Genomic DNA, 16,688 nt, shown 5'->3' with positions numbered 1-16,688 from the left:
AACTGCTTGGGGCGCACCTCGCGCGAAGCCGGCCACAGCCGCGTTCCGGCACCGCCGCACATGATCAGGGGGATAATTTTTTGGGACACGTGTGAGCTACTCAAGAGAGGGGTTTATACGCGGTGATAATTTCGGTACCATTCGACAAAGCGGCCCAAGCCATCCGCCAGCGGCGTCGAGGGCGTGAAGCCGACGTCGCGTTGCAGGGCCGAAATGTCGGCGCGCGTCTCGAGGACGTCGCCTGCCTGCATCGGCAAAAGCGTGCGGATCGCGGGCTTGCCGATGATCTTCTCCAGTGTCTCGACGAACTCGATCAAATCGACCGAGCAATTGTTGCCGATGTTATAGACGCGATACGGCGCATAGCTCGACGAGTTTTCCGGCTGCTCGGCGTTCCACGCGGGATTCGGCGTCGCGGGACGATCAAGGGTGCGGATCACGCCCTCGACGATGTCGTCGACATAGGTGAAATCGCGCCACATATTTCCATTATTGAAAAGCTTGATCGGCTCACCCGCAAAGATCGCGCGCGTGAAGAGCCAGGCGGCCATGTCGGGCCGGCCCCATGGACCATAGACAGTGAAGAAGCGAAGTCCGGTCACCGGCAGCTTGTGAACATGTGCGAACGTGTGCGCCATCAGCTCGTTGGCCTTCTTGCTCGCGGCATAGAGGCTGACCGGATGATTGACGGAATGCTCGGTCGAATACGGCAAGGTGCGATTGGCGCCATACACGGAGCTCGACGAGGCGTAGACGAGATGCGCCAGGCCGTGGCGCCGGCCCGCTTCGAGCACGGTGACGAAGCCATCACAATTGGCGCGGATGCTGGTGATGGGATCGTCGATCGATGCGCGCACGCCGGGCTGCGCCGCAAGGTGCACTACGCGGTCGGGCGAGACCTCGTCGAACACACGCGTCACCGCAGCGAAGTCTGCAAGATCGATCTCGTGGAATGTGAAAGCCTCATGCTTGAGCGTCTCGAGGCGAGCGCGCTTGAGCGCGGGATCATAGTAAGGGGTCACTGCGTCGATGCCGACAACTCGTTCCCCGCGCGCAAGCAAGCGCTCACAGACATGCATGCCGATGAAGCCGGCAGCGCCGGTAACCACCACGGGGGCCAAAATAAACTCCGTTGTCCGTCCTCATATACCGCATTGCCAGACTGAACCGGTAGAGGCAAGGGTTCAGCATTGGAGAACAGCCCCCTAGCATCGGCAAGCTTAATGCCGGGCGCTTCGGATGTCAGCCTTCCCCAAGTTAACCAGACGGGAGCGCCCTCTGCCTGCCGACGCAACATCAGGCGCGCGTCCATAAAAGGCTCCCGGCTGCCCGGCAAGACTTTCAACAAGTGTTCCCGGGGAGCGCCGAACGAACAGCGCGATCACTACCGATGCCGTCATAATTTCGTGCCTTCGGGCTGCTTCTTTCCGTGCTCACATTTGGTTCGAAAGCACAAATCGCGACCCACGCGTTGTGGCATCGACAACCCGAACGGCACAAAATTGAAGCTTTTCATCAACGGCCGCTTTCTCTCGCAAAAGCTGACCGGCGTTCAGCGTTATGCCGCCGAACTGGTCAAAGCGATCGATGCGTTGCTTGCGTCCGACCAATCGCCCGCTGCCCTCAGAGGAGCCGAGTGGCAATTGCTCGTGCCGAGCGAGACGAGCGAAGCGATCAATCTCGCCCACATCAAGGTACGCAAGATAGGACGGCTGAGCGGACATGCCTGGGATCAGATTGAACTTGCGCGCGCCGCCGCTGGAGGTCGCCTGATCAGTCTGGCCAATGCCGGACCTGTGTTTCATGGCGATCATATCGTCGTCATCCACGACGCACAGGTCTTCCGCCGGCCCGATTTCTTCAATTGGCGCTATTTGGCCGTCCACCGCACGATGGGCCGCCTGCTTGCACGGCGGGCCACGATCGCGACCGTATCGGCCTTTTCTCGCAATGAATTGGCTGCAATGCTTGGCCTTTCGAAAACGGACATTCCGATATTCCCCAACAGCGCGGAGCATTTCGCGTCCACAACGCCTGATCACGGTATTCTCGAACGATTAGGGCTTCAGCCGGGAAAATATTTTCTCTTTGTCGGCTCCAGGACCAAGAACAAGAATCTCGCCGTTGCAATCGAGGCGGCGCGGCTGCTCGAACGAAAGGACGTTCCCCTCGTCATTGTCGGCGGAGATAACAGCAAGGTATTTCAAGACAATCTGGGCGAGAGCGAATCGGGCCTGCTTCTGGCAGGACGCCTGGCGGATGGCGAGATTGCAGCTCTGTATGCGCACGCTCTGGCGTTTGTCTTTCCCTCTCTATACGAGGGCTTCGGTGTACCGCCACTTGAAGCCATGATCTTCGGCTGTCCGGTCATAGCCTCGACGGCTGACGCGGTGATGGAAACGTGCGCCGAAGCAGCTGCTTATTTTTGCGCCAACGATGCTCAAGCGCTGCAACAGCTTATGCTCGAAAGGTTGGCAATCGGCGCAATCTCTGATCAGGAGCGCCGAAAGCAACAAGATCGTCTTGCATTATATTCGTGGCAAGACTCGGCGCGAGCACTGTTGGATTTTCTCGCGTCGCGCGCATAGCGACCACAGCGCTCAGCATCCAACGAGTTCCATGCGCACGTTCGACTTCGACGGACGCGAGCTTCAGCATCGCGGCGCAACAACAACACACCGCTGCCCAAATCTCGCTATGGATTGGATGGATTGTGATCGCATCCGTTGATGCTCAATTAAGGATGCGCCATGTCGATCTTCCCAACTCAATCTTCCGCAAGGCAGGCGGTGAAGGTGCTGCATGTCGCGGAAACCATCCGGGGTGGGATAGCGAGCTACCTGAACGAATTGCATCCGCAGCAGCAAGCGAGCTTCGGCGCGGAGAACGTGCACTATGTTGTGCCGTCGGATCATCGCCACGACCTCGTTGGAATCGATGACAGCCAGATCACGACCTTCGACAGATCGGGCCGTAGCATCGCCGGATTATTTCAGATGCTGCGGGCGAGCATGCAGGCGCTCGACGCCTTCAAGCCCGACGTAATGCATCTCCATTCGTCGTTTGCCGGACTCGTTCTCAGGCCCGCGTTGGCGGCTCGTTCCGAAGGTCCTCGCGTAGTCTATTGCCCGCATGGCTGGGCGTTCTCGCGAGAAACCGGCCGCCTGAGCCATCTGGCGGCAAAAGCTGCAGAGACTCTTCTGGCCCGCACGTCGGATCGTATCATCTGCATTTCCGGCGATGAATTCAATGAAGCGGTCCGGGCGGGAATTCCGACCGACCGTCTGACCCTGGTGCACAATGGCATCTCCAAGAGCCGCCCACTGCCGTACGGCGCTGCGACAGATTGGACTTCAAAGAAGGCCAAGGTCCTTTTCATTGGCCGTCTTGATCGACAAAAGGGCTTCGACCTCCTGATCGAGGCCGCACGATCCCTCGAAGATGTCCTGGATGTTCGCATTGTCGGCGCCTCCGTGGTCAACAAGTTCGACGGAGCTGCGGTTCCCGCCAACGTCTCGCTGCTAGGCTGGCTGGATCGTCAGCAGATCGAGGCTCAGCTGGAGGCGGCCGATCTCGTCGTCATCCCGTCACGATGGGAGGCCTTCGGCCTCGTCGCTCTGGAAGCGATGCGCGCGGCCAAGCCCATCCTGGCCTTCCACAGCGGAGCGCTGCCTGAAATCGTCGTTGACGGCGTCACCGGCGTGCTTTGCGAACCTGTTGCGGTTCAACCTCTCATCGACGGCTTCCGACGGATGCTCGATCTGGATCTCAAGGTCCTGGGGCAACGCGGCTACGATCGCTTCAAGCAGTTTTATGACGTCCAGAAGACACACCGCCAATTGCATCAGGTCTATGTCGAACTCCTCGACGACAACAAGAGCGGAGTCGAGCAGAACGTGGCACTGCAATCGGACCTCTCGAAGCCTTTTTGAGGTGAGTTGCGGCAGGCGAGAAATGATGACGGGTATGATCCAGGCGATGGCAGGCCACCGCACCTTGGGTCGCAACAGGCTGCTCTGGATCGCGAGCCTCATCGCGTCTGTTTCTCTGTCTGTCCCGGCATGCGCTCAACAGGCTCAGACGCTTGAAAGCAGATTCCTGTTGGGTATCGGCACCCATCAGGGACTGGGAGGGCCGGTCAGTTCGCGAGGCTACGTGCCCTCCGTGAACGTCAGCCAGATCAAGCAACTGGGCTTTAACGCCTTCCGCGACGATTTTCCCTGGTCTGATTTCGAATTGCCGGGACGTCGGATGGGCTTCACGCCGCGGTTGGGCAGGCTCGACGCGCAGGTTCAGTCTGGCATCGCCCGGCCGCTCCTCATCCTTGCATTCGGCCATCACCTCGTGCCGAACTCATCGCCTCCGACGACGGACGAAGCCCGGCAGCGATTCGCGGACTATGCGGCAGCGGCCGCGCGATCGGTCGCGCCGCAGCGCCCGATCTTCGAACTCTGGAACGAGTGGAATCTGGCAGCCAAGAAGGACCCTTCATTCTCAGCCGACAACTACCTGGCCCTCGCGAAGGTAGCACGGCCCGCGGTCAAGCAGGCGGTGCCGAATGCACCTTTCGTCGTCGGCGCGATCGGCGACGATCCCGGTTGGACGTGGACGGAGAAGATGCTGCAAACCGGCATCCTTCAATACGCCGATGGCGCCTCGATTCATCTCTACAATTTCTGCATGGCGCCGGCGAAGCGCAATTCGGCCGAGATTATCGACCGGCTCACGGCGTTCCATCGACTGGTCGGCCAAGCGAGCGGCAATCCCGACTTCCCCATTTACGTGACCGAGACTGGCTGGACCACGGCTGCGAACAAATGTGGTGTCAGCGAGCAGGCTCAGGCCGATAACACGGCACAGCTCATCCTGTGGGCCTCGACAGCGGCGCGCTGGCTCAAGGGGATGTGGATCTATGAGCTCAAAAATAGTGGTCAGAATCCAGCCGAGCTGGAGGACAATTTTGGCCTCTACGGTTTCGACAATTCGCCCAAACCCGTAGCCTGCGCGGCGCGTGGCGCCTGGGCATTCGTCCGTTCCACTCTAACCGCCGAACGAAGAAGCCTTGCCAACGGGGTGATGTCGATCGGAGCATCCTCGACCACCGGCGGCAAAATCGCGGTCTGGTCCGAGGATCCGGATCGACGCTACGAGGTCCGGATCAGAGGCGATCTGCCGGGCGCGACTTTCGCGGCCCCCTGCGATGCAACTGCAAGGCCAGCCTCCGGGATCTGGCTGCCGGTTTCGAGCACGCCGGTCCTGATCGCCGCCAATAATGACGCCATTCCCGCACTGGATATACGGCCGGCACGGTAATCGGATCGGCACAAAGAGGTTGACGCGATGAAGATCCTTTTGACATCCACGCTTTATCCGACCCCGCAGGCACCAAAGATCGTCGGCGGAGCAGAGATCTTCGCGCGGAGATTTGCCGAGGGCCTGGCTCAGCGCGGCGACGAGGTCGAGGTGGTGCGCGCCGCATCCGCACCCGAGCAGGGCCGTGAATTATGCAACGGTATCAACGTCTATTCCGCACCGGTGCAAAACGTCTATGCGCCGTTCACGGAGCAGAAGAACGTCGTGAAACGAAGCATCTGGCATGCGATCGACGATTGGCAGATCCAGGCCCCGATGATCGCGGAGCGCATTCGCGCTTTCAAGCCGGACGTTCTGCATTCCAATAATTTATCGGGCCTGACCACGGCGATCTGGCGGGTAGCCGCCAAGCTCGGAGTTCCGGTCCTGCATACGCTTCATGATTATTATTTGACGTGTCCACGCTGTTCCCGCTTCGACAAGGGCCGCTCCTGCGAACACACCTGTACGAGCTGTGGGATCCTGACGTACCACCGCAAACGGGCGACGCATTGGCTCGATGCCGTGGTCGGCGTCAGCGAGCGCGTCCTCTCCATTCACACCGATATGGGCATGTTTGCCGAGACCCCAATCCGCACCGTCATCCGCAATGCCTCGACCGAGCCGCCGCGCTCACCCTACCCGCGGCCTGTCTGCACGACGGAAGTGACATTCGGCTTCATCGGACGGATCACCGAGGAGAAGGGCATCGACAATCTCATGCGAGCGCTGGCCATGCTGCCGCCCGATCGGATCCGGATGATGATTGCCGGCCGCTTGGGCGATCAGGAACAACAGCGCCTGAGAGCACTGGCGCCGCATGCACGGGTCGAGTTCATGGGATTCGTGTCTCCCGATGAATTCTACAGGCAAGTCGACGTCGTGGTCGCTCCGTCCATCTGGCACGATCCCGGCCCGCTCGTCGTCGCCGACGCCAAGGCGGCGGGCAGACCGCTGCTCGGTACGCACTTTGGCGGCATGCCGGAGGCGATCGAGCATGGCGTAACCGGGTGGTTGACCGAAGCAGATCCACAATCCCTGGCCACGAGCATGCGCGAAATCGCCGCGGACCCGCACAAGATCGACGAGATCAGCCGTCGGCTTATCGCCGACACGAACAAGTGGATCTTTTCCGACGTATTGTCGTCGTACAAGAACCTGTATGAACAACTGCGTCAGCGACGGATGTCGTCCGTGCGCCCGGCAATAGCCGGGGTACCACAAGCGCATGCGGTGGCAAAGAGTAGCTTCATTCCGAGATGACACGTCTCTTCGCGATCGCCGGCTACGTTTACCAAAGCGCAGCAGCGATCATCCTGATCTTTGTGATCAGTCACCTGCTGCCTGCCGCCGACTACACCAATTATTCTCTCGCAATGGCCTCGAGCCAGTTGCTCTGCGTCCTCATGTTCGAGTGGCTGCAGCTCGCGGGGCTGCGCTTTCTTGCGGCCGCCAAGGAGAGCGAGGCGGCTCGACTGAGATCGTCGCTCTTTGCGGCGGCCCTCATGAGCGCCGGCGCGCTCGTTGCGGTCGGGAGCTGCGCCTCCTTGGTCAGCGGCCTCACGCCACGGCTGGTCGTCCTCGGCCTGAGCGTGGCCGTTCTTCAGGGCTCGACCGATTTGTACTTCTTGTCGGTACGACTGTCGAACCGGCTGGGGACCGCCTCCTGCCTTCTTGCCTTGCGTGCGACGGCTCTTTTGGGCGGGGCCGTCTCGGGCGGAATGATCTCAGGCACGGCCGAAGCGACGCTGCTCGGCATCGCACTGGGTCACCTGCTTGGGCTCCTTGCCGGTCTCATCGCATATCGCACGCCGCTGGATCGCGTGTCGCTGCGAACAATGCTGGCTGACTGGAAGGACTTCTCGCGTTACGGCATGCTTGCAGCCGGCGCGTCCGTGATCCATTTGTCCGTGCCGGTTCTGCTTCGTATCATCGTGGTCGGGCGACTCGGCGCCACAGGAGCCGGTGCAGGATTTTCCATTGCACTCGACCTGCTGCAACGTCCGTTCTGGGTCCTCAACGCGGCGATCCACACCGTGAGCTATCCTGACGTGGTCAATGATTTCGAGCACGGGAGCGCCACGACATCGAGACAATCGACGCGGCACATGTTCGAATTCATGATCTGCACGACCCTGGTCCTTCTGGGCGGGCTTGTTGCCTTCATTCCGGACGCGGCCCGCATCCTGGTTCCGCGGGAGAGCGTCGACGGCTTCCTGGCGACAGGGCCGGCGGTCGCTGCTTTCTACTTCCTCCATACCCATTTGCAGGCGACGATCGCGGTCGTTCCCCACCTCGAAAAGCTCGCGACAAGGCTCGTCCTCGTCGCTGCCGGGCAGCTTGCAATGGTTGCGGCGTTCTCCCTGGTTGCCGTCTGGGCCGGCCTGTCGCCACAAGCAGCAGTCGCTTGCGCCTCGTTCGCCACGCTCGCAGCGATCTTGGCCGGGCTAGGCCCTACCCTCCGATTCGAGGCGTTCCCGCGCTGGCCCCTGGTGCTTCAGGCGCTCGCAGCCGCCATCCTGATCGGATCGCTCAGTCATGCGCCGAGCGAACCGGCGGCGTGGCTTGCCGGAAAAGTCGTCATCGCCGCAATCGTCACGGCTGCGGTCGGCTGGCGCGGAAACTTTCTCCTCCTGGCGCGCCCAAGCTGATCTGTCGACCGGTCTCTTGCAAACCTTCTTTGGAGCTAGATGCGCCCTTGACGCTCTGCCCGCGTCCGCGAAGTTCCTACCGTGGAACTCTCTACTTCGCTTCAAAATGCGGCGAAGTGACTGACAACCAGTACGAGAAATGAGTGATTTGCTCGTGCTGGCAAAATTCTACCAGCGCATCGGGTCGGCCTGACAGTTTCACCGCTCCGCGCCCCAAGTCACATGCATCATTGAAGCGCGACATGCGCATAGATTCAGCAGTGAAACCCTGCGAATTCTTGGAAGCGCCATGTTGAGGTCATGCTGCGTCGGCACGACATCGTTATTGTCTTGAATCAGAGTCGAGCTGTTCCTGCGAGGAACTGCTGATCGCTCTCGATTTGTAGCTCCGATTTTTATCTGAAATTCACACTCGATCGAGAAGGTTGAACGCAAATCCCTGCGAGCAATTTCGTTCGCGTAGAAATTCGAGTGTGAAATGTCGTCAGATCAAACCGTCCTCTCCGCAAGCGGCTTCATCAACTCCATCGGCGTCAACACGCATGCCGGCTTCGGGTGGACCGACTACAATAACCTCGCGTTGATGGTCGATGACCTGAAGTATCTCGGTGTCACCCATCTCCGCGACGCAATGGGAACCAGCCCCGCCGCACAACCGGTCGTTGAGGGGCTGGCGGCTGCCGGCTACAAGTTCGACTTCCTGGTATCCTCCGCCCTGCCCCAGCTGGGTGCGGGCGGCCTTCAGAAGTATATCGTGTCGCTCGAGAAGTTCTTGGCGAGCCATCCGGGCAGCATCAGCGCCATCGAGGGGCTCAACGAGGCCAATCACCAGCCCTTCAGCTACAATGGCAGTTCGAGCCTTGGCGCCGCGGCCCAGTTCCAAAGCGCGCTCTATCAGGCGATCAAGGCAGACGGCACGCTTTCCAGCATTCCCGTCTTCAATCTGTCGCTCGCCTACAACGATCCCCAGGGCTACAGCCAGCTCGGCAACATGTCGGGCTCGGCCGATTTCGCCAATGCGCATGCCTATGTCAGCACCAGCTTAACGACCAGCAGCTCACTTGCTGCCACCTTGAGCGCCGTCTCGACCGCGGCGCCGGGAAAGCCCGTCGTGATTACGGAGACCGGCTACACCACCCAGGCCAACACCCAATATCTCGGAGTCGACGAGACGGTGCAAGCCAAGTCGGTCTTGAACACCCTGGTCGATGCCTACAAGGCTGGCGTGAGTGCGACCTATCTCTACGAGATGTTCGACCGCGACTCGTCCGCCAGCAACACCAATCCCGAAGCCAACTTCGGCTTGTTCAACTCCGACGGAACGCCAAAGCTCGCCGCGACGGCAATTCACAACCTGACGAGCATTCTGGCCGATGACGGCAAGGGCGGCCTGCAGCCGACTAATCCATTGAACTACACGCTGAGCAACATGCCGGCCTTGGGCAACAGCATGGTGCTGGGCAAGAGCAATGGCGCCTACGAGCTTGTCGTTTGGGCGGAGCCGAAGCTCTGGAATGATGCGGCCGATGCCGAGATCTCCAATCCGGCCCAGACGGTCACGGTGAATCTTGGCGGCATGCATCATTCGGTCAAGGTGTACGACACGCTGACGGGAACTACCGCGATCGCGAGCTACACCGACGTCAGCACGATTACGATTCCGGTCAGCGATCACCCGCTGATCATCGAGATCGACGCGCCCGCGACCACCCCGATTCCGCCTGACACACGAACCAGTGTCAGCGGTACGGCTGCCGAGATCGTGCCGCAACTGTCCGACCTGAGCACGTCGACGGCGCTTCAAACCATCACGCTAACCGACTCGCATGTCCTGCCCGTCGCTTCGAAAGCGACGATGGACTATATGATCGCGCATTACGGCAGCGCACTGTCCAAGATCCAGGGCGGCCATTCCTTCTCCGTCACGAACTCGGCCGCGACCTGGAGCAGCACGAAAACCTATGACGCCAGCGGCAACCTCCTGTCGAAAGCGGACACCGGCCTGAACGCAAGCGGACTGCCTATTTCGACCACGATCGGCTACACCGACGGGTCCAAAGACGCGATCGGCTACACCGGTGGCATAAAGACCACCTCCGTCCATTTCGCTACCGACGGCACCAAGACCACCGATACATACAACACCACCGGCACGCTTCTCAGCGAGGTCGTGCAAAAGTCAGACGGCTATTATTCGACGACCATCTACACCAACGGCGTGAAGACCACGGTCTATGTCAAGAACGCCGACCACACCCAGGACAACTATACCTACAACATCAAGGGGCAGAGCTACACGAGCCAGGTCCAGCACCTCGATTCGACCGGCAAGGTCACGTCTGTGGTCCGCAGCCATGCCGACGGCTCGCTCGATTCGACACAGGTCTACAACGGCGATGGCAGCAGCGTGATCACCACCTATAGCGCCACGGGGGTCAAGCTGGTCGAGACCGACTACCATGCCGATCGCAGCAAGGACGTCTGGACCTACAACATCAAGGGCCAGAACTATGCGACCGAGCACGACGTTTACGATACGACCGGCTTTCTCACGACCCTGACGCGCCTCCACACCGATGGCAGCCTGGCGTTCAAGCTGGTGCAAACGACCGACGGCACCAAGACGACCGATTGGTACAATGCCGCCGGCGGCCTCACCAGCGAAGTCGTGCAAAAGGCCAACGGTTTCAGTTCGACGACGCTCTACAGCAACGGCGTCAAGACCAACGCCTATGTCAAGAATGCCGACGGCAGTCAGGACAATTACGCCTATGGCATCACCGGCCAGAGCTACAGCACGCTGATCCAGCACGTCGATCCCTCCGGCAAGGTCACGGCCGTGACCCGCAAGCATGCCGACGGCACGCTCGACTATACGCAAATCATCAACAACGACGGCAGCAGCGTCGTCACCAACTATGACTCAGCGGGAAAGCGGACGAAGGAAACCGACTATAACGCCGATGGCAGCAAGGATATCTGGCTTCTCAACATAACCGGCCAGACCTACACGACCGAGCACGACATCTACGATGCGGCGGGCTTCCTCACCTCGCTCGTTCGCACGCACGCCGATGGCAGCCTGGCTTTCAAACTGCAGCAGGGCAGCGACGGCACCAAGGTCTCGGACTGGTACGACGCCAGCGGCATCCTCACCAGTGAGGTCCTGGAGAAGACGAGCGGCTACAGCGCAACGACGATCTACACCAACGGCGTCAAGACCGCGACCTACATCACCAATGCGGACCAGAGCCACGACAATTACAGCTACAATATAACAGGTCAGAGCTATACCACGCAGTACCAGCACCTCGACCCCTCCGGTGTCACGACCGAAGTGGTCCGCACGCATGCCGACGGGTCGCTCGACTACAGCCAGGTCGTCAATAGCGACGGCAGCAGCGTGGTGAGCAACTACAATGCCTCCGGCGTCAAGATGACGGAGACCGATTACCACGCCAACGGTTCGAAGGACGTCTTCCAGTTCAATATCGTGGGCCAGACCTACACGACCGAGCACGACAGCTACGATCCGACCGGCTTCCTCACTAACATCGTGCGCACCCACGCCGATAGCAGCCTCGCCTTCACGCTTGTCCAGAGCTCAGACGGGACCAAAACCTCGGACTGGTACGACGCCAAGGGCGTTCTGACCAGCGAGGTGACGACGAAGATCGACGGCTATAGCTCCACGACCGCCTACACCAACGGCGTCAAGACTGCCGCGTACATTACCAACGCCGATGGCACGTCGGACAATTGGAGCTACAACATCAAGGGGCAGTCCTACACCACGCAGCATCAGCACCTCGATGCCTCCGGGCATATCGTCGAGCTTACCCGGACCCACGCCGATGGCACCCTGGACTATACCCAGGTCATCAACAACGACGGCAGCAAGCTGACCGACATCTACGACGGCTCCGGTTCCAAGACCCAGGAGATCGCCAACAACGCCGACGGTTCGAAGGACGTCTTCCTGTTCAACTTCAACGGACAGGCCGGCACGACGCAACACGAGAACTACAATGCGGCCAACGCACTCCAGTTCTTCGACGCCACCAAAACCGATGGCTCGCACAACGTCACGGCGGTGGCGAGCGGCGTGACGATCCAGGGCGGGGCCGGCAACGACCTGTTCTCGGCGGCGCCGAGCTCGACCACGATCGTCTACGATCACGGCCAAGACCAGATCGTCAACTTCCAGGCCGGCAACGCCGCCACTCACGACGTGATCGAGATCTCGAAGCTCCTCGCCCAGGACTATAGCCATCTGCAAATCACGCAGTCTGGCGCGAACGCCCTGGTCACGCTTTCGGCCAGCGACTCGATCCTCCTGAAGAACGTCAACGTCGCCAGCCTGACCAGCCACGATTTCCTGTTCGTCTGACCACGGCGAACATCTCAGGCGCCGGGACTAGCTCAGGCAAGTTCCGGCGCCGTTCAATAATTAGGCGGCTGCCTTGTCGCGAGGCATAAGCCGCATAACGGCTATTCCGCCTGCCGTCGAACGCGGCCCAGCGAACTTGCGTCACAATTCACCGCTAAGCAGCAGGTAGCGTCACGCAAGGAATTCGACACACGATGGAAGCCAATGAAGCCAGACGGTTCGTCGTTCTCGACTTCTATCGTTTCGTTGCCGCTCTCGGCGTCTTCATTTTCCATCTGAAGACCATCGACAGCGGCATCGCACCGGTCTGGAACGGATCTTATGGCCTTTTCGTGGACATGTTCTTCATCTTGTCCGGGTTCGTGATCTCCTATTCCTATCCGTCTGACGCGCGTGGTCTCAAGGCATATGCCCGGTTCATGATCCGCCGCATTGCGCGGATCTATCCGCTGCATCTTCTGACTTTACTCGTGTTCGTATTGCTGATCGGATTCGGTCTGGACCGATCGGCGAGGTCGACGCCGCTGGACTTCCTGTACAACCTCGTGCTGCTTCAAGCCTGGGGCGTTACCGATCATTTGAGCTTCAACTCTCCGTCCTGGTCGATCAGCGCGGAATTCTTCTGCTATCTGATCTTTCCGCTGCTTATGCTGCTTGCACGCAAGGTCCATCCGCTGGTGCTGGCCGCCATCGTCGCGGCGCTCTATCTGGTCCTGGCCCACGGCCATCTGCCGATCTGGCAAGAACGATCGCAGATGTATGGAGCCAATTACGACTACGGGATGCTCCGTGCGCTGCCGAGCTTCCTGAATGGAATCCTGCTCGCCATATTGTTCAGGTTGTCGCATCCGTATCGGCAGAAGCCAGTCGTCTTCGCCGGCGTCGCCCTGTTCGGGATCTCCGTGCTTGTCCTGAACATCTTCGCCAAGCCGGATCTGGCCATCATTCTGTTCTCCTGCGCGATCCTGCTCACCGCCGTCGGGGAGAGCGCCTTCGTGCAAATTCCCGGCAGCCGCCTCCTCGGGCGGCTCGGCAACACTTCATATTCGATCTACATGCTGCACGACGCCGTCCTCATCGCCGTATTCAAGCCGTTGTGGGCGTCGCTTGGTCTGCGTCCGGATCAATTTGGCCTCTTTGCTCTCGCGTGCTGCGCGATCCTGACCATCATCGCCGATCGCACCTATGCCTATTTCGAGAACCCGGCGCGGCGGCTGATCAATCGTGGGGCCGACATCGGATTTGGATCGCCGCGCAAAGTGCAATCGTCCGCCAAGACGCCTGCCACCAACAAGACGTCTGTCACCAAGACGTCCGTGCGTTTCGACGAGACGGAGCAGGCCGCCAACTGACGTCCGCCCGCTCCCTCAGGCGACCTTACCGTCGGACACCGCGTCAACCGACATCAAACCATCGCCCCGCAGCGGAGCGATGTTGGCGCGCGACAGCTCCATGACTGCCGGCAGCATATTGCGGACCTGCGCGCCAGCCGTCTTGTAGGCGCCGAGGAACCTCAGCAGAAACTTCTCGAGATTGTCTCCCGCGAGCAGTTGCTCAGGTGAGAGAAGAAGCGATTCGCTCACACCGAAATGAGCGAACAGGCCCTGGAACTTGTCCTGGTATGTGATCGCCGCAACCGGCGTTCCCTGTCCGAGAGCCGCAATCGCAAGATGCATGCGGCCGGTGACGACGCCGTCCACCAGACCGACGACTGCCTTGATCTCGCTCGCTGACAGCACGTGCTCGACATGATGAACATGGTTGCCCAGCGCTGCGCTCAGGCGACCGGCCAGCGGTCGAAGGCAATTGTCGTCGGCGATCTCCGGACGATAGTCGTGCGCGAGCAACACCCAGCTCGCGTTATGCTCTCGAGACATGCGCTCGATTGCGCTCGCCGCGAGTTCGATCATTCGCCGTAGCTTGGCCGGCTCGGATTTCCTGAACAACATCGGGTGGATATTGAAGACAAAGACGTCGCGTCCCTGCCTGCGCTGCTCCGCAATCGCGGCCGCAATCTGCTTCACAGCCGCGGTCTCCGCCTGTGGCACCAGCATGAATGCGGAATCAGCGACGAGGTGCGCACGATTCGGGGCGAACTCTTTGAAGCGCTGAAGAGATAGTGCATCGCGCAAATTCAAGACCACGCCGGGATCGAGCAGCCGAAACACGTCGCGCAATGCCTTGGCCGGACGGGAGTTGAAGCTGAATCCGAGCACGCTGACCTTGGCGCCGCACGCTGCCATGAGATCGGCGACGAGCAGCATGCGAGCGGCGTCCACGGGGGAATAGTAGCCGTCCAGCACGTCTGCCCCCAGAACCATTCCGAAATCCGGCCTGGTGAGAGAAAGCTCCTGCGCCACCGTCATATAGGAAAACGGCTGCCTCCAAAATTCGAGCGGCTTGAACCCCATTGCGCGCACTTCCGCGCTTGCCGCTTTGGTGGCGGTGACAATGTAGACCTCGATGTTCGGATGGGCCTGCTTCATCTCGCCGACGGCCGCCTCGATCATAGCCTCATCGCCGCGCGACTGATGAATGCTCCAGGGGTCGGACGGGAGCAGGACGAGCCGGCGCGGGTTGTTGCGCGGCGCGGCACTGCCGCCGATAGCCTTCCTGGCGATCTGCCACCTGCGCAACTCGAGCAGATCGACCGCAAAGGGCGTGTTCTTCGCGCTGTTGAGCCAGCCTCGGAGATGCTTGCGAACGGGTACCGGAATCAATTGCTTCACGACGTCTTCCTCGTCTTCATCAGGCGGTCGCACCACGCTTCACGACGAAAGCGATCAGGGAGAACAGCTGCTTTCGCCAGAACAGCAAGATGCTCATCAGATAGGTCGCCCCGAAACATGACGAGAGCAGTCCTATCCGCAAATAGGGATTCATGTCCGGGGTCGCTTCGCGGCATAGCGCAACTGCGCCATAAGCCAGAAGGATGGCGCAAAGACAGCCTGCGACGGGCCGCAGAAACTGGTTCCAGCTCAGGCCCAGCAGCCTGAGCGCCAGCGCGAACGTCACGGGCGTCACCACGAGCTGCGCGACAGCGAAGATGGTGGCCAGCTGACCAATGTCGTGCGACGGCAGCAGGAACATTGCGGGTACCACCGTGGCGAATTTGAGAATGTTCAGCAGGAAAACGTAGTTGGGCTTGCCCATGGCGCCAAAATAGGCGCTGTTCACGAACTGCACCGTCTGAATCGCGCCGATGAGCATCAGCGGCCTCATCACGGCTTCGCTGCCGGCCCATTTTGAGCCGAACAGCAGCAGGGAGAACTCCGGCGCGATCGCCGCCAGGAGCACAAAGACCGGAGAGCCAATCAATGCTCCGAGGCTCACGCTTCGCAGATAGGCGTCGGCAATACGGTGACGCTCATGCGCGATCTTGGACAGTGCGCTCAGCGCGACGTCCATGACCGCCTGTGTCAGCAACTGCATCAGGATAATGTAGACCCGCGCGCCCACCGTGTAGATGCCCAAGGCCGCGACGCCATAAAGCGACAGGATGATCATGTCGATCGTACGCACGATGGCGAAGTCCAGTAGCCTGTTCGACACGACGTGGATGCTGTAGCTGGAGAGTTCGCGCAAGCTCTTCAGATCGTAGCCGCGCATCGGGAGCCATCTGGGCTGGCTCCAGAGCCACAGGCCGCTGACCGCGCTCTGAACGACCACCTGGATCACGAGACTGAGGGCACCGAACCCGGCATAGGCACAGGCGATCCCGACCACTCCGGAGATCGCGGTCGCCACCATGGTCCTGAGCGCAAGCACACGAAAATCCATCTGGCGCTTGTAGAGCGCCTCCTGGAACAGCGTGGCCGTACCGATCGGAAGCGAGAGGCTCGCAGCCGTCAAGAGCGGCGCAAGTCCCTTCACGTCGAGCCAACGCTCGATATCGGTCGCCAGCAGGGCGATGAGAACGGCAAGGAGGACCGATGCCGCCAGTGAGCAGAAAAATGGCAGTGTCACGTCCGCAGGCTCGAGCGTGCGTCGCTGGATCAACGCGTCACCGAACCCGAATTCGGAAATGGAGCTCAGGAGCAGCAGGATGAAGCCAACCAGCGCGGCAAGACCGAAATCCGCAGGATTGAGCAGCCGCGCCAATATCAAGAACAGAACAAATGACAGCGCACGGCCGCCCCAGTTCTGCGCCAGCGACCACAACAACGCGACCACGACCTGATGTTGTTTGCCCGGAGTGACGTTCATCAAAAAATCGACCCAATTCCGACAGATCCAATCACAATCGCCCGCTAGACAAACAGGGAATCGATGACCGCGCGTGACGTCGCCCTTTT

11 protein-coding genes are annotated in these 16,688 nt (G+C 60.3%); 7 read left to right on the top strand and 4 right to left on the bottom strand.

The annotated features are described in order from the left end of the window. A partial coding sequence (locus tag AC0L3B_RS34880; protein WP_473285125.1) for a sugar phosphate nucleotidyltransferase occupies positions 1 to 89 on the bottom strand: 89 nt, incomplete at its 3' end. 24 nt (positions 90 to 113) lie between these two features. Then, complete coding sequence (locus tag AC0L3B_RS34875; RefSeq protein ID WP_026233673.1) at positions 114 to 1,121, bottom strand: NAD-dependent epimerase; 1,008 nt, start codon at positions 1,119 to 1,121, stop codon at positions 114 to 116. Positions 1,122 to 1,502: 381 nt separating this feature from the next. Here AC0L3B_RS34875 and AC0L3B_RS34870 point away from each other — a divergent pair, with 381 nt between their 5' ends. From AC0L3B_RS34870 to AC0L3B_RS34840, 7 genes are all read left to right on the top strand, one after another. After that, positions 1,503 to 2,588, top strand: a complete 1,086-nt coding sequence (locus tag AC0L3B_RS34870) for a glycosyltransferase family 4 protein (protein WP_247299635.1) — start codon at positions 1,503 to 1,505, stop codon at positions 2,586 to 2,588. A 162-nt stretch (positions 2,589 to 2,750) separates the two neighbouring features. Continuing rightward, entirely contained in the window at positions 2,751 to 3,932 is a 1,182-nt protein-coding gene (locus AC0L3B_RS34865) for a glycosyltransferase (protein WP_210350951.1), read from the top strand. Between the two features lie 22 nt (positions 3,933 to 3,954). Further along, positions 3,955 to 5,313 carry a glycoside hydrolase family 5 protein gene (locus tag AC0L3B_RS34860; protein ID WP_240543142.1) on the top strand — a complete coding sequence of 453 codons (1,359 nt, stop codon included), beginning with the start codon at positions 3,955 to 3,957 and terminating at the stop codon, positions 5,311 to 5,313. Positions 5,314 to 5,340: 27 nt separating this feature from the next. Further along, complete coding sequence (locus AC0L3B_RS34855) at positions 5,341 to 6,615, top strand: glycosyltransferase family 4 protein (protein WP_018458846.1); 1,275 nt, start codon at positions 5,341 to 5,343, stop codon at positions 6,613 to 6,615. Beyond that, positions 6,612 to 8,003, top strand: coding sequence for a hypothetical protein (locus tag AC0L3B_RS34850; RefSeq protein ID WP_473382022.1), 1,392 nt, complete (start codon positions 6,612 to 6,614; stop codon positions 8,001 to 8,003). The genes AC0L3B_RS34855 and AC0L3B_RS34850 overlap by 4 nt, the downstream gene beginning before the upstream one ends. A gap of 478 nt (positions 8,004 to 8,481) precedes the next feature. Then, complete coding sequence (locus tag AC0L3B_RS34845) at positions 8,482 to 12,393, top strand: RHS repeat domain-containing protein (RefSeq protein ID WP_473382020.1); 3,912 nt, start codon at positions 8,482 to 8,484, stop codon at positions 12,391 to 12,393. Positions 12,394 to 12,587: 194 nt separating this feature from the next. Then, positions 12,588 to 13,745, top strand: a complete 1,158-nt coding sequence (locus AC0L3B_RS34840) for an acyltransferase family protein (RefSeq protein ID WP_473382018.1) — start codon at positions 12,588 to 12,590, stop codon at positions 13,743 to 13,745. 15 nt (positions 13,746 to 13,760) lie between these two features. On the opposite strand, the gene AC0L3B_RS34835 is transcribed toward AC0L3B_RS34840, so the two are convergent. Then, positions 13,761 to 15,122: a polysaccharide pyruvyl transferase family protein gene (locus AC0L3B_RS34835; RefSeq protein ID WP_473382016.1), complete on the bottom strand. Its 1,362-nt coding sequence runs from the start codon at positions 15,120 to 15,122 to the stop codon at positions 13,761 to 13,763. Between the two features lie 19 nt (positions 15,123 to 15,141). Further along, entirely contained in the window at positions 15,142 to 16,599 is a 1,458-nt protein-coding gene (locus AC0L3B_RS34830; RefSeq protein ID WP_473382014.1) for a lipopolysaccharide biosynthesis protein, read from the bottom strand. Between the last annotated feature and the right edge of the window lie 89 nt (positions 16,600 to 16,688).

This window comes from Bradyrhizobium sp. Kon56 (assembly GCF_055807635.1).
The sequence above is the reverse complement of the archived record's forward strand: the minus strand, read 5'-3'. Positions and strand labels throughout refer to the sequence as shown.